Here is a 21,631-nt window from a genome sequence, read left to right as displayed (position 1 = left end):
ATCAGAGCTGTCTGGAACTCTTCGCCTCATGCGCCTCGACTATCGCCTTGTCCTGATTGCCGCCGTCTCGGCCTGCGCGCCGATGCTGCCGGAGGCGCCTCCGGTCATCGCCAGCCCGGCGCCGCCCCGCGCCGCGCCGGTCGCGCCGGCCCCTGTCGTGCCGACCCCGCCGCGCGCGACCCCGGATCAGGCCGGGTTCGAGGGCTGGAAACAGGGCTTCCTGTCGCGCAAGGGCGGCGCCCGCCGCGCCCTCTATGAACAGCAACTGGCCAATCTGACGCCCGACCCGGAGGTCATTCGTCTGGACAGCAGCCAGCCGGAGTTCAGCCGCCCCGCCGGGGCCTATATCGCCAACGCGGCGTCGGCCGCGCGTATCGCCGAGGCCCGTCGCCGCATCGACGCCGTGCCTTGGGCCGTGACCCAGCGTTTCGGCGTGCCGGCGGAAATCCTCGTCTCCATCTGGGGCAATGAATCCAGCTTCGGCGAGGTCCAGGGCGACAAGGACGTTATCCGTTCGCTCGCCACCCTCGCCTTCGACGGTCGCCGCCGCGACTGGGCCGAGGACCAGCTGAAGAACGCCCTCGACATCGTCGTCGATGGCCGCCGCGAGCGCTCCGGCCTGCTCGGCAGCTGGGCCGGGGCCATGGGCCAGACACAGTTCATGCCCGACAACTATCTGCGTCTTGGTGTCGACCAGAACGGCGACGGCCATGTCGACATCTGGGGCTCGGACGCCGACGCCCTCGCCTCCGCGGCCAACCTTCTGGCCCAGGCCGGCTGGAAACGCGGCCAGGCCTGGGGTTACGAAATCCAGCTGCCGGCCAACTTCGACTATGCCCTGGCCGAGGCCGATGGCCGCCCGTGGAGCGACTGGACCCGGCGCGGCGTCACCCTCGCGCGGGGCGGCGCCCCAACCTTGGAGGAAGCGGCCGAGAACGGGATCATCCTGCTGCCCCAGGGCGCGCGGGGTCCGGCCTTCCTGGCTCTGCCGAACCACTACATCATCCGCCGCTACAACAACTCGGTCAGCTATGCGCTCGCCATCGGCCTGACCGCCGACGGCGTGGCGGGAAAGCCCGGCCTTCTCGGAACCTGGCCCAACGACGGTCCGATCTCGCGCGAGCAGCGTTTCGGCGCCCAGACCGCCCTCGCCCGCGCCGGCTACGATCCCGGAGCCATCGACGGCGTCGTCGGCTCCGGCACCCGCCGCGCCCTCAAACAATGGCAGATCGCCCACGGCCGCATTGCCGACGGCTACCTGACAGCGGCCCTGGCCGACGAGCTGATGCGCGGGATGTAGCGCCGCTACCGCTTGCTGAAGCGCGCCGCCTCGGCCGCCATGCCGGCGCCCCAGTCGCTCTTCTCTTCGGCGGGCTCAGGGACGAACGGCGCGTCCGGCAACATCCCGGCAACGCCGCGCATCGCCAGGGCCAGCGGCTCGCACAATACCGCCAGCATCCGCAGCGGCTTGCGCCTGGCGTCACGAACGTCCCAGCCCTCGGCCTCGAACGTGTCCGCCTGGTCGGCCGGAGACAGCCGCTCGATCCCGTCCCAGTCGTCGGGACGCGCCGCTTCCTCGGCCTGTTCGGCGGTCAGTCCGAAGACGGCGGCCAGGACCTCGTCCACCTCGGGAAATTCGTCGCGGCGCGAGGGGTCGGCGTAGCCGGGCTTCATCAACGCCTTCGCTTCGAGGTCGGCGACGCCGGGCAGGTCGAGAAGGCGGCGGAGGGCATAGGTCATGGGGACGATCTATTCCCTTCTCCCCGCCCCGAAAAGCGTCAGCGCAGTTCGATGCGCCGTGCGCCCGTCGGGATGACCAGTTCGCGACCCGTCCACTCCCCGTTCCGTCCGTCGATGCGGATACGGGCGGGCAGATCCTGGCCCTCCGGCCATTGCAGGACGAAGCCGCCCGGAGGCGTCACGCCCGGACCCAGGGTCAGGGTGGTCAATCCGGCTCGACGACGCAGGGCATAGGTCAGCAGCCCATAGGGCGTGCGGACGTCCCGGACGCCCACGCCCGTCACGCTGTCGATCCAGCTCATCGGCAGGCCGCCGGCGAGCACCAGGGCGTGATCCTCGTCCCGATCGTAGACGAATAGATCGAGCGCCGAACGGATATAGTCCGAACTGATCCAGGCGTGCGGCATGTCGCCGATAAAGCGCGGCTCGCGCAGGTCGCGGCCGACCACCTCGGCCCAGCCGTTCCAGGCCGGGGGCCTGCGGTCGGCGAAGAAAAAGTCCAGCGCCGCCATCGCCCGGTCGCGCTGGCCCAGTCGCACGAAGGCCCCGACATTCCTCAATTCATACGGGGTGTAGTCCCGCCACGCCGCGCGGTTGGCCTGGCGCGCTGTGAAGTTCTCCCAGTATTTCTCGAAGGTCCGGATCAGCAGGCCCTGCGGCAGCTCGGCCTGCAGACCGCCCGGCGACAGCCCGATGGTCGTGGAGGTGGCGTCGAAATCGCCCCGGTCGGCCGCGCCCGCGATCCAGTCGATGCGGTGATGGATGGCCGTGCCGGTGATGGAGGCGGTGACGTCCACCGCGAACTCCGCCCGCGCCGCCGTGAAACGGGCGGCGGCCTCGGTCTCACCCAGTGCGGTGGCGATCTCGATGGCGTCGCGGTAGCCGAGCAGGCCCCAGAAGTCGTCCCAGTAGGACCAGGCCGCCCGGTCCGAATAGCCCTCGTGGCTGATGGACGGCGGCAACAGGCCGTAGAAGTGGCGCGTTGCGGGTGTCCGGTTCGCCTCTGTACGCGTCGACGCCCGCAGCGTGTCTATATAGCCGATCGCGGCCTGAACCTGGGGCCAGACAGCGCGCAGTTGGGTCAGGTCGCCGGTGTAGCGATACGTCTCGGCGGCGAGGAAGACGAACTCCCCGTGGCTGTCGTTCTCGGGCACCGGATCGGCGCCCCGGCTGTCGACGCAGCACGGGACCTTGCCGTTGTCGAAGACATTGGGGGCGTACCAGCGAAGATAGTCCTGCGACAGCGAGGCATGTCCCAGCCGGTTCAGCCCCTCGGCCATCATCGCGCCGTCGCGGATCCATGAGCGGTTATAGCTGCGCGTGCCGGGCTGCAGGGCCGGACCCTGACGCGACATCAGCATGTGGGCCAGCGAGGTCTTCATGGTGTCCTCGATCCGCTGACCCTCGGGCGGCATGATCAGGTCGAACCGGTCCAGATTCTCGCGCCAGCCGGCGGCGACGCGGTGCAGCACGGTATCGAGCGCCGCCTCGACCGAAGCGGTCGCCGGCAGGGCCGGACGCGGGCCCTCCAGCCCCGAGACCCAGCCGAATGTCCGCGTCTCGCCGGGACGCAGCGTCACCGAATAGAGCATGGCCGCCGCCATCAGACCGGTCCGGTCAGACTCCACCGCCGCATCGCGGGGCCCGTCGGGTCCACGCGCCAGCAGGCTCTGCGGATCGGCCCCCGAGGCGAAGGTCGCCAGCCGAACGTCGTCGGGCGCGATCAGCGGATGGATCCGCAACGCATCGTCCAGCACCAGCTCCGCGCCGGTCCACTGCATCTGGAGGATGGGCGCCGCGCCGCCGGGCACGGCCAGGAACTGAACCGGCCCGTTGACCTGCATCGGCCGCGCAGCGAGCGCCAGCGTCAGGGTCCGCTCCTGAGCCGAGGTGTTCGTCAGGTCATATCGGCCATAGAGCGCCGCCGCGTCAGGCGATCCCTCGGCCATGGCCGTGACTTTCAGGGTCCAGTCATCCTGGGTCCAGGTCACGGTCGGGGTCGGCAGGTCGTCCTCGACCAGGGCCTGATCGATGCGCGCATCCGCCCAGGTCACCAGCCGGCCGTTGTCCAGCACGAAGGGTTCGATCGACGGCCCGCCGCGCTTCAGCTCGATGGCGCCGTCTTCCGAGATCAGCCCGCTCTCCCCGCCGCCGTCGACGCCGACGAGCGTCCAGTAGGGCTGCTCGCCGCGGAAGCCGCGCGGATAGAGACCGCGCCGGCTCTGGCCTGCGATGGCGGTCATGAAGGCGGTCTCGTCGGCGCCGAACGCCAGCGGTTCGATGCGCAGATCGGCCAGCGCATAGGCGGTCGCCGCCGCTGCGGCTGTGCCGAAGCCCGCGCCCATCTGACCCGAGCCCGGCCCGGTCTGCGGGGTCGTCAGGTCCAGCCGCAGCCAGCGGGCCGAGGCTTCCGGCGTGCGGATCCAGTCTGTCCCGCCGTCGCCGCCCTGGACCCTGGCGATCTCATGCCACTGGCGGCGGTCGCTGGAGGCCATGACGCGATAGGCCGACGCCGCCTTGCTGTCGGCCCAGCGCAGGGTGAGGCCGCCGAACTCCCGCTCGTAGCCGAGATCGAGCGTCAGGGACTGTTCGCCCGCCCCGACCGTGCGCCACGCGGTGGCGAGGTCGTCGTCCACGGCCAGGGCCGCAACCGACAGGCCGTCTTCGCTCGTCGCCTCGGCTAATGGGCGCGGCGGGACGGACGGCTCCGGCGCCAGGGTGCGCAGGGTCAGGTCGTCGATCTCGATGAAGCCCCTGCCGCCCTCTCCGGCCGTGACGACGAATTCGACCCGCTCGGCGCCGCGGAACGTCCGGTCGGGGTTCGGCCCCCAGGCCCAGGCGACCTGTCGCTTCTTGATCGTGAACAGGGTCCAGCCGTCCGGGAAGGCGTGGCGGGTGGTCTGGCGCCAGTGGACGTTCTCTCCGCTCGCGTCCGTGAACTTGACCTCGAAGGTGTTGGTCGGCCCCTCGCCCCGAACCCGGAACGTGATCTCGTAGTTCCCGGGCGCCTCGAACGACAGGTCGCGCGCGGCGAAGGCGTAGCCCGACCGGCCATTGAAATCATAGTCCAGCCGCAGTGCGTCGCCGCGATGGCCAGCGACGGACGACAGGATCGAGGTCACGTCGGTCGAGGCGTCGGCGCTCCAGGGCGACAGGTCCTCGAACGCATCCAGCGTCCGCGTCGACTGGGCGTGGACGGGCGCAGCGATCAGGACAGCGGCGATGAGGCCGAGGAACACACGCATACTCAACCCTTCACACTCCCGGCCAGCATGCCGCGGATGTAGAACCGTTGCAGCGCCAGGAACAGGATCAGCACCGGCGCCACGGTGATGACGGCGCTCGCCATCATCAGTTCGATATCCTGCACATGCTCGCGCGACAGCGCGGCCAGCGCGACCGGCAGGGTATAGTTCGACTGATCGGTCAGGATGATCAGCGGCCACAGGAAGTCGTTCCAGCTGCCGAGGAAGACGAACAGGCCCAGCGTCACCAGGATCGGCGTCAGGGTCGGCAGGACGATGCGGCGGAAGATCTGGCCCTCGCTGGCGCCGTCTACGCGCGCGGCCTCCAGCATCTCGTCGGGAATCGACAGGGCGTACTGGCGCACCAGGAACAGACCGAAGATCGAGGCCAGCCAAGGCACCAGCGCCCCGGCGTAGGTATTCACCAACCCCATCGACTTCAGCATCAGGAACAGCGGCAGGGTGCCGATCTGGGCCGGGATGACGAGGGCGCCGATGAGGAGCTGGAACAGCCGGTCCCGGCCCTTGAAGGTCAGCTTGGCGAAGGCGTAGCCGGCCGGGACGGTGAACGCCAGAGCCAGCCCGGTGGCCAGGGTGGCGAGGGCGAAACTGTTCCACATATAGCGGCCCATGCCCTGGTTCACGAACAGGTCGCGGTAATGCTCCAGGGTCCAGCGGCTGGGTAGCAGCGGCGGTGGGAAGACGGCGGCCTCGCCCGTCGACATGAAGCTGACCGACAGCATCCACAGCAGGGGAAACAGGACGATCAGCCCGATCAGGGCCACGCCGATGTTCAACAGGATCACACGGGGCTTCATGTGTGATCTCCGCCCAGCCGCCGCGATACGGCCAGCTGCACCAGGGTCACCGCGAAGATGCACAGGAACAGGATGAAGGCGACGGCCGAGGCGGATCCCAGATTCCACCATTTGAAGCCCTCTTCGTACATGAAGTAGAGCACCGTCACGGTCGACTGGGCCGGTCCACCCTGGGTCATGACATAGGGTTCGGCGAACAGCTGGAAGAAGCCGGCCACCGAGATGATCGAGACCAGCAGCAGCGTGGGCGCGATGGCTGGCAGGGTGACATTGGTGAACCGCGCCCACGGTCCCGCCCCGTCAATGCGCGCGGCCTCATAGAGGTCGTCCGGCACGGTCTGCAGCACCGCCAGGAAGATCAGCATATTATAGCCGAAGATCTTCCACACCACGAAGATCAGGATGGCGGGGATCGAGGCGTCGGGGTTGCCCAGCCAGTCGACGGCGGGCAGGCCCACACTGGTCAGGGCCCAGTTGATAACGCCGTAGCGGGTGTGCAGCAGATAGTTCCACAGCACCGCCGTGGCGACGAGCGTCGTCACATAGGGCGCAAAGAACATGACCCGCCAGACGGGCCGCCATTTGATCGTCCGCGCGTTCAGGATGACCGCCGCCGCCAGCGAGGCGCCGATCGCGAGCGGCACACCGAGCACGCTGAACCAGACGGTGTTCTTCATCGCCTGCCAGAACAAGGGATTGGTCAGCAGCCGCTCGTAGTTCTGCAGGCCTACGAACCTCATGTTGCCGAGATCGGCCAGCGCATAGATATCGAAGTCGGTCAGGCTGAGCAGCAGCGACGACACCACCGGCACGACGAAGAAGACCGCGATGGCGATCAGCGACGGGGCGACGAAGCCCCAGGCGGCGCGTTCGCGGCGAGAGATCATCCCGCCCGCCCCTGTTCGATCATCCAGCGGCGCTTTTCGAGAAGGCGGTCAGCGCGGCGGTCGATCTCGGCGCCGGCCTGCTGGACCGTGAATTCACCGCGCACCATCCGTTCGGCGACGATCTGCATCTCTGTGACGATCCGCTCCCACTCAGGGACCTTGGGCACGGCTTTGGCGCGCGCGAGCTGGCCGTTGAAGGCGGTCACATAGGGGTCGGACGCCACTTTCGGCGCGGCCCAGGCCGAGGGGCGCGCCGGCAGGTCGCCGGTGATGACGTTGAAGCGCGCCTGCACCGCTGGATCGGACAGATAGCGCACCAGTTTCCACGCTGCGTCCTGATGCGGCGAAGAGCGGAACACGGCCAGCGATGACCCGCCTGGCGCCGAGGCTCCGGGGCCGGTCGGACCGGGCACGCCGGCCGTGGTCCAGTGCGGCTGGATCTCGGCGGGCAGCCGGCTCTTCATGTCCCCGATGGTCCATGGGCCGGAGAAATAGAAGCTGAAATAGCCGCGTGCGAACTCGGTCCAGACGTTCGAGATCTGCGCCGCCGAGGCCAGGGGCGCGAGGCCTTCGTCGAACAGGCTCTTGTAGAAGGACAGCGCCGCCTGAAAGGACTCGCTGGAGAAGTTGCCGCGCGTGTCCCGGTCGCGGAGCAATGGTTGATCGCCCTGTAGACCGAATGTCAGAAGCTGCTCGAACTCATTGACCGGCAACAGGATTGCGAAATTTCCATCGCCTGCCACGCGCTTGACCGCATGCATGGCCCGCTTCCACTCGGCCCAGGTCACCGGCATGGCGTCGAAGCCCGCGCGGGCTAGAAGATCGGTGCGCAGATAGATCAGGCGGGTGTCGACATACCAGGGCGTGGCCATCGCCCGGCCGCCGATCCGGTTGGTCTCCAGCACCGCCGGAAACTGATCCTGCAGCAGGTCGTCGGCGAAGGCGGGCGTCGGCGACAGGGCGCCGATCGCGGCCAGTTCCGCCACCCAGGTATTGCCGATCTGGCTGACGTCCGGCAGCGACGCCCCGGCATAAGCGGTGAGCAGCTTCTGGTGCGCGGCGGTCCAGGGCAGAGGCTGGACCACGACCTTGATGCCCGGATTGGCCGCCTCGAACGCAGTCAGGATCTGAGGCGCGTGGGTCGCCTCGTTGCCCATGGCCCAGAAGCGCAGCCGGGTGATCCCGTCGGTTCGCCCGCAACCCGCCAGAGACGCGCTCGCCATCAGCCCCAGGGCGGCGCGGCGATCGATCATGCGTCCAGCCATCCGCCGCTGAATCCGGCCCGCCTCAGCCCGCGCGTGACGTTCGGTTCGCCGCGCATATGGCGCCAGACCAGGTCGGAGCGCCCGTTCTCGATCATGATGACGATCGGTCCCTGGTCGATGCCGAGGTAGTCGCTGTCGACCCAGCCCACGCCGGGCACGATCCGACCGTGCTGCAACCGCCCCTCCCGCTCCGTCAGGGTCGGGTTGAACGAGTCGAGGAAGCCCCACTGCGTGTAGATCCCGGCGCCATAACGCGACTTCATCGCCTTGAGGGTCGCGGTGACCTCGGCGGGGGCGAAGGGATAGCTGGCCAGGGCCGCGGTCGGCGCGAGGGTGCCGTCGTCACGGTCACCCGGACCCCGCGCGGAATAGCTGAAGAACTCACGTTCCCGCGCGTCGATGACCTGTTTGAAATCGCCCGGTCCGTCGCAGGCGGTCAGGCCCCAGACCTCGGCCGAATAGCCGTCCCAGCCGCCCGGATTGGCGACGGCGTAGGCGCGCTGGGCCGCCACCGCGCGCACGCTGTTCTCGAAATAGTCGAAGCCTTCGACCTCGGCCGCCTTCGCCCGCATCCAGGCGTCGCGGATGCCGCGATAGTCGACGAACATATGGCTGTACTGATGCCCGAACATCGGCGGGAAATGCAGGTGGGCCGGGCCCCGGGTGTCCGACCAGCTCTGGTCATAGACCGAGCACCACTCGTCCCAGACGGCGGGCGGAACAGGATGGGTCGTCGAGCCTATGGCCAGCAGCAGGACCAGCATCCCCTCGTTGTAGACATGCCAGTCGGCGGGGATGAAGCCGGTCTCCGGATGCCAGCCCATGCTGATCCGGCGCGGCCGGATGACGACCCAGTCCCATTCAATCCGGTCGTAGATCGCCTGGCTCAGACGCCGGATCTCGGCTTCTTCCGCGTCGTCCCCATCGAAGAAGCGGGCGGCGAACAGCATGCCGGCGACCAGCAGGGCGGTGTCCACGGTCGACAGCTCGACCCGGCCATAGCGGTGACCCGTCCGGCGGTCGAGGAAGTGGTAGAAGAAGCCCCTGTGCCCCGCGACGCCGGTCGCCTCCGGCCCCTGGGGCGCGTCGTGGAAGAAGCGGACGGTGTTCAGCGTTCGCGTCCGCGCCTCGTCCCGCCTCATCCAGCCGCGCTCGACCCCGACCGGCCAGCAGGTCAGGGCGAACCCGACCGCCGCGACCGAACAGAAGGAGTCCGCCGGCCAGCGGTCCGGCGTCAGCCCGCGCTCGCGGTCGGTGACATGGACGAACCAGTCGAAGGTCCGGCGCTGGAGTTCATCGACTTCGGGGTCCAGCCGTATCGCGCCGCCGGACATGGGCAGGCCCAGGCTCCCACAGGCCGACAGGCCCGCAGGGGCGAAAGCGACGGCCGTAGAGGCCAGAAGAAATCGACGACGGTCCATACTCAGTTACTCTACGCCAACGCCCCCGCGTCGCCCGCAAAAAATACGGCCGCCCCTGTAACCCAGGGACGGCCAGTCTCAGGAGAGAAGGATCAGAAGCTGTAGCGAGCGCCGAACTGGAGGGTCCGTGTCGGGAACAGCACCGACGACGGGTTGCCGAAGTTGGGGGAGCCCTTGTCGCCGTTGAAGCCGGAGTAGTTGTAGAAGTCGAACACGTTGATGGCGTCGACGTACAACTGGAGCTCGCCCGCATCCCACAGGTCGATGGACTTGGTCAGGCGCAGATCCAGATTCCGGTAGGCGAAGGCGGCGGGGATGATGAAGTTGTCCTGCTCCGGATAGGCGCCGGACGGACGGTAGTAGAAGCGCGAACCGGTGCCGTCGAAGACGTTGAACGGCGTGCCCGAACCCAGGGTGAGGATACCCGACAGCTGGAACCCGGCCGGCAGATCGACGATGCCGTTGGCGACAATCCGGTGGTGCTCGTTGTTCGGGGAATTCCGCATCGGCGAGGTCGCCACGCTGAAGCAGTCGAAGCAGAAATTATCGTCGCCGCCGTTCTGCTGGGAGTCGGCCCAGGTGTAGGCGACGTTCAGACCCCAGCCGCTTTCACGCGTGTAGTTCTTGTCGAGCTTGACGTAGAGCGCGGTGAACTCGCGTTCCTTGCTGTGATCGCTGACCAGATAGGTGCGGTACGGGTTCGTGCCGCCCGGCGAGCAGAAGCCGCCGTTGTCGCCGAATCCGTCGCCGTCATTCGGCGCGTTGGGTTCACGGCAGCGGTTCAGATACTGCCAGGTGAACTCGTTCTCGGTCTTGCCGTAGGCCAGGGTGAACTCGGTCTGCCAGTCGCCGAAACGCTGACGCAGACCCAGGTTGAACTGGTCCGTCCGGGGTGGCTCGAAGGCGTTCTTCAGCAGGAAGGCTTCGCCCCGAGCCGGGATGTTGTTCAACACCGGATCGAGGCCGGCGGCGGTGAAATAGCTGGCCTGCCACAGGATGGGATCGGTAGGTCCGCCGTTGGCGACACCTGCGGGCCGGCCAGTGGTCGAGAAGAAGGCGTTGCGGGTGAAGTCGCCGCCCTTGGCCACTTCGTCGAAGGCGAAGTTGAAGTTGACGCGGTCGTAATAGCGTCCGGCGCCGCCGAAGATGACCGTCTCCCGGTCGCCGAAGACGTCGTAGGAGAAGCCGATGCGCGGCTGGAAGGCCTTGGCATAGGCGTCGCGGTTGCTCCCGGTCGAGATGTAGTCGTTGACGTTGAACCAGCTGGGCTTGTAGCCGGCCGGCTTGCCGCCGTCGGTCGAGGCGATCCACTGGTTCAGGCCCGTCAGCACATTGGCGGGGGTGACGTAGTCGATGTTGTTGGCGTTATCCTCGTAGTCCCAGCGGATGCCGAGGTTGATCTCCAGCTGGTCAGTCAGGCGCCAGTCGTCCTGGATGTAGAGCCCGTAGACGTTGTTATCCAGATCGACCGTCGGGAACCGGTTGCCCAGCTGGACCCGGTAGGGAACCGCCGCATTGCCGCTGGCCGTGCCGTTCAGATCGAAGAAGAACTCCGGGTTGCGCCCGAATTCCTTGTCGACGACATAGTTCTGGGCCGAGAATTTCACGCCCATCTTGAGGGTGTGGGAGCCGTGGAAATCGATGTCGGTAAAGGTCAGGTCATCCCGGAACGTCATCGTCCGGTCCGTGATGTTCTGGCGGCTGCCCGAACCGCCGATATTCAGGATAGAGACGCCGCCGAAGGGGTCGTAACCGGTTTCGAAGATGCGGAAGCTGGTGCCCCTCGTGTCGAAGTTCGATGCGGTCGGATTGTAGTTGTAGTCGCGGTAGTCGATCGAGGCTTCGTTGACGAAGCCCTCGCCCTGCCACTGATAGCGGAGCTGGGCGCTCTTGGTGGTTTGTTGCAGACCCGAGGCGCGCTCGATCGAGTTTGCCCCGCCGACGCCGGTGGTGTCGGCTTCGTCGCGATAGGTTACGCTCAGGTCGAACAGGTGACCCTCGGCCGCCTGGAAGCTCAGTTTGCCGAAGAACAGGTCTTCCTCGAACGGCGTCGCAAAGGTGCCGATATATTGGGCGAACTGGGTCTGATACGCGGGCGTCTGGCGGCCCAGGTTGACGGTGGCCGCGCGGTTCTCCTGCTTGTGCTCATAGCTGCCGAAGAAGTGCAGACGATCCTGGATGATCGGTCCGCCCAGCGCCGCGCCGTACTGCTGTACTTCCAGATCGGCCTCGGTCTGGTTGCGACGACGCGAGAACACGTCCTGTTCGATGAAGTCCTGATCGCGATAGGCGCCGAAGATCTCGCCATGAAACTCATTGGTGCCCGAGCGGGTGATGGCCGTGATGATCGCCGACGAGGCCTGTTCGTACTCGGCCTTGAAGTTCTGGGTGATGATCCGGAACTCGCCGATGGCGGCCTGGGGGAAGGGGTTGCCCCGGCTGTCGTCCTGGCCCTGAATACCGCCCGAGATGACGTTGGACTTCAGGCTCGCGCCGTCGATGAAGGCGTTGATGGCCTCGGCCCGCTGGCCGCCCGCGCTGATCGTCACTTCCTGCTCGTTCTGCGAGACCCGAACGCCGGGCGCCAGGGCGGCGAAGTTGAGGAAGTTGCGGTTGATCTGCGGCAGGGTCTGGATCTGCTGCAGCGTGACGTTGGTGGAGTTCTCCGGCGTGCGGACTTCGACCAGCCGCCGGCCGGTGACGACGATATCGCCGACGTCGGTGGCGTCATCGCTCACTGCGCCTGTTACGGCTCCGACGCTGAGATCCAGGCTGGCGGACTGGGCCACGCCGACGGACACGACATCCGTGGCGACCTGGCCGTCGGCCGTCGTCGCCGTGATCGCATAGGAACCAGGTCGCACGCCCACCAGAGCATAGCTGCCGTCCGCATTGATCCGGCCGCGGTAGGAGAAGCCCGTTGCCGTCTCGCGGGCAACGACTTCTCCCCCGTTTTCCGGCGCATCGCCCTCATAGACCGTGCCCCGGATCGTGGCGTTAGTGGTCTGCGCCGAAGCGGCGCCGGCCGTTATCAGGGTCGCCACGGCCAGGGCCGAAACGGCGCCCAGCGCGCGGGAGCGCAGGGTCATGCGGGTCATTGGGTGTCTCCGTTGAAGGCGATGCTGGATTGGGGACCGCCGCTCGACTGGCGGACGACGAGTTGGGGTCGAATGATTTCGCAGGCGGCGTCGGGCTTAGCCTGCGGGTCGTTGGAGGCGGCGATCAGGGCGACCAGCCGGTCCATGGCGCGGCGGCCCGTCTCGGCGATTTCGATGCGAAGGGTGGTCAGGGCCGGCCGCACGAGGGCCGCGATCGGCACATCGTCGAAACCAACCACGGCGACGTCCTCGGGGCAGCGGACGCCCGCGTCCTGCAACGCCAGAAGGGCGCCGATCGCCGTCATGTCGTTGGCCGCGAAGATTGCATCGGGCCGCACGCCCTCGGCCAGCAGCAGAGCGGTCGCGTCGTGTCCCGAGGCCTGGGTGAACTCCCCGCCGACGATCACCGGGTCGCGGCCTGCGGCGGTCATGGCCTGGACATATCCGGCCTGACGCTCGCGCGCTTCGAGGTTTCCGGATGGCCCGCCGATGTGGACGATCCGCTCGCGGCCCTGAGCCAGCAGGTGTTCGACCGCCGCGACCGCACCGCCGACATTGTCCACGACCATCGACGGCCGGCCGGCGTCATTCGCCCCGCCGTTCATCAACAGCACCGGCAGACGCCCTGCGAGGCTGTGCGCCAGATTGGCCGAATCGAGATGGGGCGACAGCACGATCAGCCCGTCCACACGGCCTCGCATCGAACGGATGGCCGCGGCCGCATCCGAGGCGTCGTCATGCGAACTCGACACGATCAGGTGCAGTCCGTTGGCGCGCGCCGCCACATCCATGCCCCGGATCAGCTCCGAGAAGAAGTCCCCGAAGAGGTCCGGCAGGATGACCCCGACCGTGTCGGTGCGGCTGGTCGACAGGCTGCGGGCTCCCGAATGGGGGACGTAGGCCAGGGCCTCGACAGCCTCCAGAACCTTCAGCCGGGTCGGCTCGGTGACGGCCCCCGCGCCGGTCAGGACACGGGACACCGAGGCCACGGAAACCCGGGCGCGCTCGGCCACGTCACGGATCGTCGCCGGCTTCACGCCGCGCGTCCCATCGGCGCACAGCCGGCTGAGCTGTGAGTACGGTTGCGATGCACCCAGCGTGTCCTGAAACGTCCCGGCCGTACCGGCCTCCGTTAATCGAAGGTCCGTCGACAAAATTCTGTAATCGGTTACATCGCACACTGGTAATGGGGCCCGCAAGTGCCGTAGTTTGGCCACACCAGACTTTCTGATCGGCGTCGGGCCTGCGGCAACGGTTCCGGCCTCTCCCTCCCCCACCTGCTCGCCTTCCGAACGAAAGCCTTAAAATGAGCGCCAACTATCAGTTTCCCGAGGGTTTTCTGTGGGGCGCAGCCACGGCCGCCTATCAGATTGAGGGCTCGTCCATGGCCGACGGCGCGGGCGAATCCATCTGGGACCGGTTCTGCCACATTCCGGGCAATATGAAGGACGGCGACACGGGCGACGTGGCCTGCGACCACTACAATCGCTGGCGCGAGGACGTCGAACTGATCAAGCGGCTGGGTCTGAAGGCCTACCGATTCTCGGTCAGCTGGAGCCGGGTCATGCCGGACGGCACAGGCCGGCTGAACGAGGCGGGCCTGCAGTTCTACGACAACCTGATCGACGCCCTCATCGAGGCGGGGATCGAGCCGCTCGTCACCCTCTATCACTGGGATCTGCCGGCGGCGCTGGACGACCGGGGCGGCTGGCTGAACCACGACATCGCCGACTGGTTCGCCGACTACGGCCAGGTGCTGTTCGAGCGTTTCAAGGGGCGGGTGAAGACCTGGGGCACGATCAATGAGCCCTGGGTCATTGTTGATGGCGGCTATCTTCATGGCGTCCTGGCCCCCGGCCACAAGTCCCACTACGAGGCCGTGATCGCCGGCCACAATGTCCTGCGCGCCCACGGCGCCGCCGTTCGCCGCTTCCGCGAAGTCGGTGAAGGCCGGATCGGCATCGTCCTCAACATCGAACCGAAATATCCGGCCAGCGACAGGCCGGAGGACGAGGCCGCGCGCAAACGCGCCGAGGCCCAGATGAACCGCTGGTTCCTCGATCCCGTGATGGGCCGCGGCTACCCGGCCGAACTGCACGACGTCTATGGCGATGCGATGCGCAACTTCCCGGCCGGGGACTTCGACCTGATCGCGACACCGACCGACTGGATGGGCCTCAACTGGTACACCCGCGCGGTGCCCGAGAACGCGCCCGACGCCTGGCCCGTCCGCGCCCGGCCGGTGAAGCAGATCCAGCACGCCCATACCGAGACCGGTTGGGAGGTCTATCCCCCGGCCTTCACCGACACCCTGGTCTGGCTGCATGAGCAGACGGGCGGCCTGCCCCTGATGGTCACCGAGAACGGCTCCGCCTGGTACGATCCGCCTCACGCCATCGACAGTCGCATCCAGGATCCGATGCGGGTCGACTATCTGAAGACCCACCTGAAGGCGGTCCACGACGCCATCGGCAGGGGGGTGAAGCTGGAGGGCTATATGGCCTGGTCGCTGCTCGACAATCTCGAATGGTCGCTCGGCTATTCGAAGCGGTTCGGCATCACCCACGTCAACTTCCTGACCCAGGAGCGGACGATCAAGGACAGCGGCCTGCTATACGCCGAGGTGATCCGGACCAACGGAGCCTGTCTCTAGAGCATGATCGTTTCTGGTGGACCCGCTTCGCGGGTCCGACATGAAGCGTGAATCAAGCTCTCGCTTAAATCTGGAGCCGTGATTCACGGCATCAGCGGAATCGCGAAGCGATTCCTCGTCAGCCGATCAGGCTCTAGCGTCGGACGCGCCCATAGAACCGCTCGATCAGGTCCAGGCGGTCACCGAACGGGACCGCCTTGGCCGCCGGCCCGTCGTTGGTGAACTCCAGCAGCCGGTCCGGCGCGGCGCCGAACTCGGGCCAGGCCGGCCGGTCGCCGCCGTTCGGGTCGCCGGCCCTGGCGAATGTGGTCCAGTAGTCGGCCATGACGGTCGCCGCCCGGTGGTCGCGCCCGCCCATCGGCCTCCCGACGGTATCGAGGTTGTCGAAGACATAGGGCCGCTCCGAAGCATGGGTCGCCCCGCCGCTGGGCTCGGGGTTGGATTCCGGCACCACGTCGAAACGGTAGAGGTAGGCCGCGTGTCCGGCATGCGCATGCAGTCGCGCCAGATGCCGCGCCGGCTCGTTGAAGATCAGATCGCTGACCACATGGGCGTCGTACCCGTCCTGCCCGCCGTAGGCCGCCAGAAGGGCGTCGTACTCGGGGTCGGTCATCGCGTCGTCGGTACGGCCATAGGCGCCGGCGTCCACAGGGCGGATCCACCAGAACTCGGCGCTGTTGGTCCCGATGATCAGGGGCACGGGCGCCTGGCGTCCGGCGGCGAAGGCCTCGACCACGTCCTCCGGCACGACCTCGCCGTCGACGATCAGGTTGTCACTGTAGAAGGCTGGCATGGGCGTCAGCAGACGCTCGGCCGGAAGCGCGCGCAGGGCCTCCGCGGTCGCATCCGCGCCCAGCCCGGCCGACCTCGCGAAGGCGACGCCCAGCGATTGGGCCGAGGGCCGACCCGGCCGATCCTCGGCCAGCAACGCCGAGCGTTGCCGACCCAGCCCCGACTGCGCCGCCGCACGGCTGAACAGGCCGCGCGCGGCGGGCGCGACCATCAACTGGGTCACCGCAGCCCCGCCCGCCGACTCACCGAAGATCGTCACCTGCGCCGGATCCCCCCCGAAAGCGGCGATGTTGTCGCGCACCCACTCCAGGGCCGCTATCTGGTCCATCACGCCATAGTTTCCGGCGGGCTGGCCCGCCGGCCGCTCGGCTGCGAGCGCCGGATGATCGAAAAAGCCCAGCCGCCCCAGCCGGTAGTTGATCGTCACCACCACGACGCCGCGTCGCGCCAGGTTGGCACCGTCGTAGAGCGCCGCCGTGCCCGAGCCGTTGCTGTACCCGCCGCCGTGAATCCAGATCATCACGGGCAAGGTCCCTGCCCGCTCCGCCGGCGTCCACACGTTCAGGGTCAGACAGTCCTCGCTCGATGGAGGCGGTCCGACGCCCGGATCGCCATTGGCCGGGGCCTGGACGCAGATCGCGCCGACCGAGCCAGCATCACGGTCGCCTGCCCATAAGGCCGGCGCCTGGGGCGGCATCCACCGCAAGGCCCCGACCGGCGGCGCCGCGAACGGGATCCCCCTGAAGGAATCGACCTGGTCCGCCTGTCGGCCGATCAACCGCCCCTGCGCCACCTGCGCATCCGGGTGGGCCGGCGAAACGGGCACGAGGATCATGAGGATGGCCATGGCGAGACTGGTGAAGGACATGCGGCGATCCTAGCCACCCGGGTTCGCGACACAATCTTCACCGCGTCGGGAACCTTTCTCCGCGTCAAGCGCTTGCACGCACCGGGGAGACGCTAGGCGTGCGGGCACTTGAACAGGCGACAGACCTTGCGGCGGCCTTCGAGGCGTCGACAAACCCCTACATGCTGCTGACGCCGGACCTGCGCTACGCCGGCATAAATGCCGCCTATCTGGCCGCGGTCGGCATGGCGCGGGAACAGCTGATCGGTCGCCCGATCTTCGATATCTTTGACGGCGGGCCGACTGCGGCTGGGGCGGAGAATGTCCGCCAGCTGCGGGCTTCCTTCGAAAAGGTGCTGACGACCGGCGAACGGGATCACCTGGCGCTGCTCCAATACGCCATCCCGGTCGCCGGCCCGGACGGCGTAGTCAGCCATGAGGATCGCTACTGGAGCGCCAGCCACACGCCGCTACACGACGTCGAAGGCCGGATCGTGCTGATCCTCCAGCATACGTCCGACATCACCGAGCTGGAGCGGCTGCGGCGCGCACGGGACGACAGCCCCACCGTCAGCGCGCTGGACATGCTCCTCGGCGGCGGGGTCATGAACCGAGCCCGTGCCGTTCAGGAGGACAATCGGCGCCTCGAGACCGAGCGCAACCGGCTCGTCGAGATGTTCATGCAGGCGCCCGGCTTCGTCGCCATCCTGTCCGGGCCCGACCATGTCTTCCAGATGCACAACGACGCCTATGCCCGCATCGTCGGGCGCGACGACATCGCCGGCAAGTCGATCCGGGAGGCCCTCCCCGACCTGGCCGGCCAGGGCTTCTACGAACGGCTCAATTCCGTCTTCGAGACCGGCGAACCCTATGAGGGCAAGGGCGTCGCCGTCACCTTCCGGCCCGAAGGCGCAGACCGCGAACTGACCCGCAACGTGGATTTCATCTATCAACCCGTCCGGAACCACCACGGGACGGTCGTCGGCATCTTTGTTCAGGGACACGACGTCACGGACGCCGTTGTCGCCGCGCAGCGCCAGAGGCTGATGATCGACGAGTTGAATCACCGTGTGAAGAACACCCTCGCCACAATCCAGTCGATCGCCATCCAGACGGCCCGCTCCCATGAGGACCCCAGGACCTTCGCCGAGAGCTTCCAGGCGCGGTTGCTGAGCCTGTCGCACACCCACGACCTCCTGACCCGCAGCCACTGGGAGGGCGCCGATCTCCGCGACGTGCTGGAGCATGAGACCGCGGCCCATGGGACGACCCGAATCGTCCTGAACGGCCCGCCCCTGGCGCTCGGTCCGGCAGCGGCGGTGTCGCTGGGTATGATCTTCCACGAACTGGCCACCAATGCCGCCAAATACGGAGCATTGTCAGACCCCGACGGCCGCGTGTTCGTCGACTGGACCGTTGCCAACCAGACCAGCCGGATCCTGAGCGTCATCTGGCGCGAGGCCGGCGGCCCACCTGTGTCCTCCCCGACGCGCAAGGGATTCGGCAGCCGGCTGATCGAGAGGAACGTCCGGCACGATCTGGCGGGCGACGTCAAACTCGGCTACGCAAGCGACGGTTTTATAGCAGAATTCTCGATTCCGCTTGATAGGGATACGCAACAGCATGTCTGAAGGTTTGACCGGGCGCCGTATCCTTGTGGTCGAGGACGAGTCCTTGGTCGCCATGCTGCTCGAGACCATACTGGAAGACATGGGCGCGATCCCGGTCGGCGCCGTCGCGACGGTGGACGCGGCGCTGGACGTCGTGGCCAGCGATCCCCTGCTGGACGCCGCCCTGCTGGACGTGAACGTGGCTGGCCGCGAGGTCTTCCCGGTCGCCGAGGCGCTGAAGGCCAAGGGTATCCCGTTCGTCTTCTCCACCGGCTACGGACAAGGCGGCCTCCCCGACCATTGGCGCGGCCAGTCGACCATCCAGAAACCCTTCACCGAGGACGCGGTGAAGGCGGCCCTGTTCAACGCCCTGGGCGTCGCCCGCGTCTGAGGTCCTTCAGCACGGCCTTCGCCGCGTTGTGTCCCGGCGCGCCGGTCACGCCTCCCCCCGGATGCGCCCCTGACCCGCACAGATAGAGGCCCGGCACGGGCATCCTGTGGTCCGCGTGCCCCAGCACCGGCCGGGCGCTGAACAGCTGGTCCAGTGTCAGCCTGCCGTGGAAGATATCCCCCCCGACCAGACCGAAGCGCCGCTCCAGATCGCGCGGCCCCAGCGCCAGCCGCCCCAGCACCGACGCCCTGAAACCGGGCGCATGGGCGTCGACCGTGTCGATCATCAGGTCCGCCACCGTCTCGCGGTGCTCGTCGCCCAGCGCCGGATCAACGTGTTGGCAGAACAGGCTGGCCACATGCTGTCCCGGCGGCGCGAGACTGTCGTCCAGGGTCGAGGGGATCAGCATCTCGACGATGGGCTGCCTGGACCAGCCGTGCAGCCGCGCCTCGGCATGAGCGCGGTCCATGTAGGCCAGGCTCGGCGCGATGATGATGCCCGCCGTATGGTGGTCGCCGGGCGCCGGCAGCACCGAAAAGCGCGGCAGTTCCGACAGGGCGACGTTCATCCTGAAGGTGCCGGACCCGGACGCATAGCGGCTCATCCGCTCGGTGAAATCCGCCGGGACGACGGCCGGATCGACCAGCCGGTCAAACAGCAGGCGCGGATGCAGGTTCGACACGACCGCCCGACCCCGCACCGTATCGCCCGCCGTCGTCAGCGCGCCGATCGCCCTGCCCTTACCGGTCAGGACCTCCGCCACCTCGGCGTCCAGCCGGATGTCCACGCCCTGTTCGCGGCACGCTACGGCCATGGCTTGGGTGATTGCGCCCATGCCGCCAATGGCGTGGCCCCAGACGCCCTTGCGCCCGTTCACCTCACCGAAAACGTGGTGCAGCAGGACATAGGCCGAGCCCGGCGTGTAAGGGCTGGCGTAGTTGCCGACGATGCTGTCGAAGCCGAACAGGGCCTTGATCGGATCGCTCTCGAACGAGCCGTCCAGCCAGTCGCCGGCCGACTTGGCGAACAGGTCCAGCACGTCGCGCCGCCCCGTCAGATCAAGTCCGCCCAGCCGTTTTGCCAGGGACGCCGACTTCAGCATCTCCGGCAGGGCCTCCAGCCAGCCTCCAGTCGGCAGATTGGGCGGGGTCTCCAGCACCAGCGCCCGCAGCACCGCCGCCACCGCCTCCAGCCGCGCCTCATACTCCGGCAGCCGTTCCGCATCCCGCGCCGAGAACCGCGCCACCTGTCCTTGCGTCCGACCCTCGCCCGCCGTGAAGTAATCGCCGTCCAGCGGCAGGAAGTTCGACATCCGCCGTTCGAGAACCTTCAGCCCGTGCCGGGCCAGCTCCATCTCGGCGATAACCTTGGGGTTCAGCAGGCTGACGGTGTAGCTGGCGGTCGAGTTGCGGAATCCGGGATGGAATTCCTCCGTCACCGCCGCCCCGCCGACGACGCCGCGCCGCTCCAGCACCGTGACCTTCAGCCCTGCCCTCGCGAGGTAAAAGGCGCAGACCAGCCCATTGTGTCCCCCGCCCAGGATGACGACGTCGGTCTGGGTCACGGCCATCAGATACGGCCTCTCAGCGTCGCCCAGATCAGCATCAGCCGCTTGAGCGGCTCGGCCGCATCCGTAGCCAGGGCCGCATGAGCCACCGCAGGAAAGGCGACCGGCGGCAAGGTCTTCAGCGCACGGTTCGCGGCCGGTCTCAGCGCCGCCGCCTCGTCCCTGCGGCCCACCTGCAGAAGACCCCGGACCCGCGCCGCGTCGGCCACGACGAGGTCATGCCCCCGCCCGGCCAGCAGGCGCACCGCCGTCTGCATCGGCCCGACATAGAAGGCGTCCAGATCGTGCGGCTCGCCATGGACCCGGTCGATGTGAGCCTCGATCAGGGCCTCGAACGGCGCACGGTCCAGACTGTGGCGCGCCACCAGTTCTGTCAGGGCCTCCAGCAGAGGATGCCCTCGTCTTTCGGCGCCCGAGAACACCCCGTCCATCTGCTCGCGCCACCAGGCGTAGCGCATCTCGGCCAGCAGGGGTTGGGTCACCCGCGTCGGGATGCTCATCAGCTCCGCCTCGAAGGCGTAGAGCGCGATCAGGTCCGCACGCGCCTGAGCGTCGCCGACGAACCGGCTGGACAGCCAGCGGTCGGGATCGGCCTTACGGGCCTGATCGTCGAGACTGTCGGGAGCGTCAGCCAAACAGGGTCTGGTACATCGCCATGGAGGTCAGCATCGGCAGGCTGAGCAGCAGGTTGGTGCGGCTGGCCAGCATGGCCACGCGGGCAGCCTTCGCCTTCTTCTCATCATCGACCACCACGATGCCCAACGCCCGCTTCTGGTTCGGCCAGATGATGCCCCAGACGTTCAGGAACATGACGATGGCCAGCCAGACGCCGACGCCCATCAGGGCGAAGCCCTGATCGCCCTGGACCAGGCCGCCGGCGAAGCCGAAGCTCAACACTTCCATCGAATAGACGTGGCCCTTGAGGCCCATGACGGCCAGACCCGCCAGGACCGTGCACAACGCCGACCAGCGGAACCAGAACAGGGCCTCAGGCGCGACATATTTCGAGATCGCCGGCTTCAGCTCGGCCGGGATGGTCGGCATGACGCGGATCTGGACGAAGTTGAAATAGTAAAGCAGCCCGATCCACAGGATGCCGAAGCCGACGTGGAACCAGCGGGCCACCGCCTGCCAGAATTGGACCGCGTCCACCTCCGCGATGCGGAAGAAGGCAAAGATCATCACCCCCGCCAGCACAAAGCTGAGGATCAGCGTGTTCCTGAAATTCGAAAGCAGATTGGCCATGTGTTCGCTCCCCCGAGTCGGTGTTTGACGCTCACCCTACCTCTCCCTCCCC

Annotated in this window: 16 protein-coding genes; 4 read left to right on the top strand and 12 right to left on the bottom strand. The window is 67.6% G+C overall.

Annotated elements, in window-relative coordinates; genetic code table 11:
- Positions 1-28 precede the first annotated feature (28 nt).
- Positions 29-1,300 carry a lytic murein transglycosylase gene (locus ACP7AU_RS00775; RefSeq protein ID WP_426050214.1) on the top strand — a complete coding sequence of 424 codons (1,272 nt, stop codon included), beginning with the start codon at positions 29-31 and terminating at the stop codon, positions 1,298-1,300.
- A gap of 5 nt (positions 1,301-1,305) precedes the next feature.
- Here ACP7AU_RS00775 and ACP7AU_RS00770 read toward each other — a convergent pair whose 3' ends face one another.
- The 8 genes from ACP7AU_RS00770 to ACP7AU_RS00735 form a co-directional block, all read right to left on the bottom strand.
- The gene (locus ACP7AU_RS00770; protein ID WP_426050213.1) at positions 1,306-1,740 is read right to left on the bottom strand and encodes a hypothetical protein; all 435 of its coding nucleotides are present in this window, start codon (positions 1,738-1,740) and stop codon (positions 1,306-1,308) included.
- A gap of 38 nt (positions 1,741-1,778) precedes the next feature.
- Positions 1,779-4,985: a discoidin domain-containing protein gene (locus tag ACP7AU_RS00765; protein ID WP_426050417.1), complete on the bottom strand. Its 3,207-nt coding sequence runs from the start codon at positions 4,983-4,985 to the stop codon at positions 1,779-1,781.
- A 2-nt stretch (positions 4,986-4,987) separates the two neighbouring features.
- Positions 4,988-5,803, bottom strand: a complete 816-nt coding sequence (locus tag ACP7AU_RS00760; protein ID WP_426035221.1) for a carbohydrate ABC transporter permease — start codon at positions 5,801-5,803, stop codon at positions 4,988-4,990.
- A complete protein-coding gene (locus ACP7AU_RS00755) occupies positions 5,800-6,690 on the bottom strand; it encodes a carbohydrate ABC transporter permease (RefSeq protein ID WP_426050212.1) in 891 nt (296 codons plus the stop codon). Before ACP7AU_RS00755 ends, ACP7AU_RS00760 begins: the two co-directional genes overlap by 4 nt.
- Positions 6,687-7,943, bottom strand: a complete 1,257-nt coding sequence (locus tag ACP7AU_RS00750; RefSeq protein ID WP_426050211.1) for an extracellular solute-binding protein — start codon at positions 7,941-7,943, stop codon at positions 6,687-6,689. Before ACP7AU_RS00750 ends, ACP7AU_RS00755 begins: the two co-directional genes overlap by 4 nt.
- Positions 7,940-9,376: a glucoamylase family protein gene (locus tag ACP7AU_RS00745; RefSeq protein ID WP_426035215.1), complete on the bottom strand. Its 1,437-nt coding sequence runs from the start codon at positions 9,374-9,376 to the stop codon at positions 7,940-7,942. Before ACP7AU_RS00745 ends, ACP7AU_RS00750 begins: the two co-directional genes overlap by 4 nt.
- 92 nt (positions 9,377-9,468) lie before the next feature.
- A complete protein-coding gene (locus ACP7AU_RS00740; protein WP_426050210.1) occupies positions 9,469-12,474 on the bottom strand; it encodes a TonB-dependent receptor in 3,006 nt (1,001 codons plus the stop codon).
- Positions 12,471-13,511 (bottom strand): LacI family DNA-binding transcriptional regulator, encoded by a 1,041-nt coding sequence (locus ACP7AU_RS00735; protein WP_426035211.1) that lies wholly within the window; start codon positions 13,509-13,511, stop codon positions 12,471-12,473. The genes ACP7AU_RS00740 and ACP7AU_RS00735 overlap by 4 nt, the downstream gene beginning before the upstream one ends.
- A gap of 269 nt (positions 13,512-13,780) precedes the next feature.
- Between ACP7AU_RS00735 and ACP7AU_RS00730 the strand changes: the two genes are divergently transcribed.
- Positions 13,781-15,127, top strand: a complete 1,347-nt coding sequence (locus ACP7AU_RS00730) for a GH1 family beta-glucosidase (RefSeq protein WP_426050209.1) — start codon at positions 13,781-13,783, stop codon at positions 15,125-15,127.
- Positions 15,128-15,260: 133 nt separating this feature from the next.
- On the opposite strand, the gene ACP7AU_RS00725 is transcribed toward ACP7AU_RS00730, so the two are convergent.
- Positions 15,261-16,787, bottom strand: coding sequence for a carboxylesterase/lipase family protein (locus ACP7AU_RS00725; RefSeq protein WP_426050208.1), 1,527 nt, complete (start codon positions 16,785-16,787; stop codon positions 15,261-15,263).
- Positions 16,788-16,885: 98 nt separating this feature from the next.
- Between ACP7AU_RS00725 and ACP7AU_RS00720 the strand changes: the two genes are divergently transcribed.
- Together ACP7AU_RS00720 and ACP7AU_RS00715 are read left to right on the top strand one after the other, a co-directional pair.
- Positions 16,886-18,397 carry a sensor histidine kinase gene (locus tag ACP7AU_RS00720; protein WP_426050207.1) on the top strand — a complete coding sequence of 504 codons (1,512 nt, stop codon included), beginning with the start codon at positions 16,886-16,888 and terminating at the stop codon, positions 18,395-18,397.
- On the top strand, positions 18,390-18,767 hold the full coding sequence (locus tag ACP7AU_RS00715; protein WP_426035203.1) for a response regulator: 378 nt from the start codon (positions 18,390-18,392) through the stop codon (positions 18,765-18,767). The genes ACP7AU_RS00720 and ACP7AU_RS00715 overlap by 8 nt, the downstream gene beginning before the upstream one ends.
- On the opposite strand, the gene ACP7AU_RS00710 is transcribed toward ACP7AU_RS00715, so the two are convergent.
- From ACP7AU_RS00710 to ACP7AU_RS00700, 3 genes are read right to left on the bottom strand one after another with little or no spacing between them, the layout of a single operon-like run.
- Complete coding sequence (locus ACP7AU_RS00710) at positions 18,739-20,337, bottom strand: phytoene desaturase family protein (protein WP_426050206.1); 1,599 nt, start codon at positions 20,335-20,337, stop codon at positions 18,739-18,741. The genes ACP7AU_RS00715 and ACP7AU_RS00710 overlap by 29 nt on opposite strands.
- Positions 20,337-20,969, bottom strand: a complete 633-nt coding sequence (locus ACP7AU_RS00705; protein ID WP_426050205.1) for a squalene/phytoene synthase family protein — start codon at positions 20,967-20,969, stop codon at positions 20,337-20,339. Before ACP7AU_RS00705 ends, ACP7AU_RS00710 begins: the two co-directional genes overlap by 1 nt.
- Positions 20,962-21,579, bottom strand: a complete 618-nt coding sequence (locus ACP7AU_RS00700) for a hypothetical protein (protein WP_426035197.1) — start codon at positions 21,577-21,579, stop codon at positions 20,962-20,964. Before ACP7AU_RS00700 ends, ACP7AU_RS00705 begins: the two co-directional genes overlap by 8 nt.
- Positions 21,580-21,631: the final 52 nt, after the last annotated feature.

This window comes from Brevundimonas sp. SL161 (assembly GCF_049896985.1).
GTDB lineage: Bacteria > Pseudomonadota > Alphaproteobacteria > Caulobacterales > Caulobacteraceae > Brevundimonas.
Note: the sequence above shows the minus strand (reverse complement) of the source record. Positions and strands in the feature narration are given on the sequence as shown.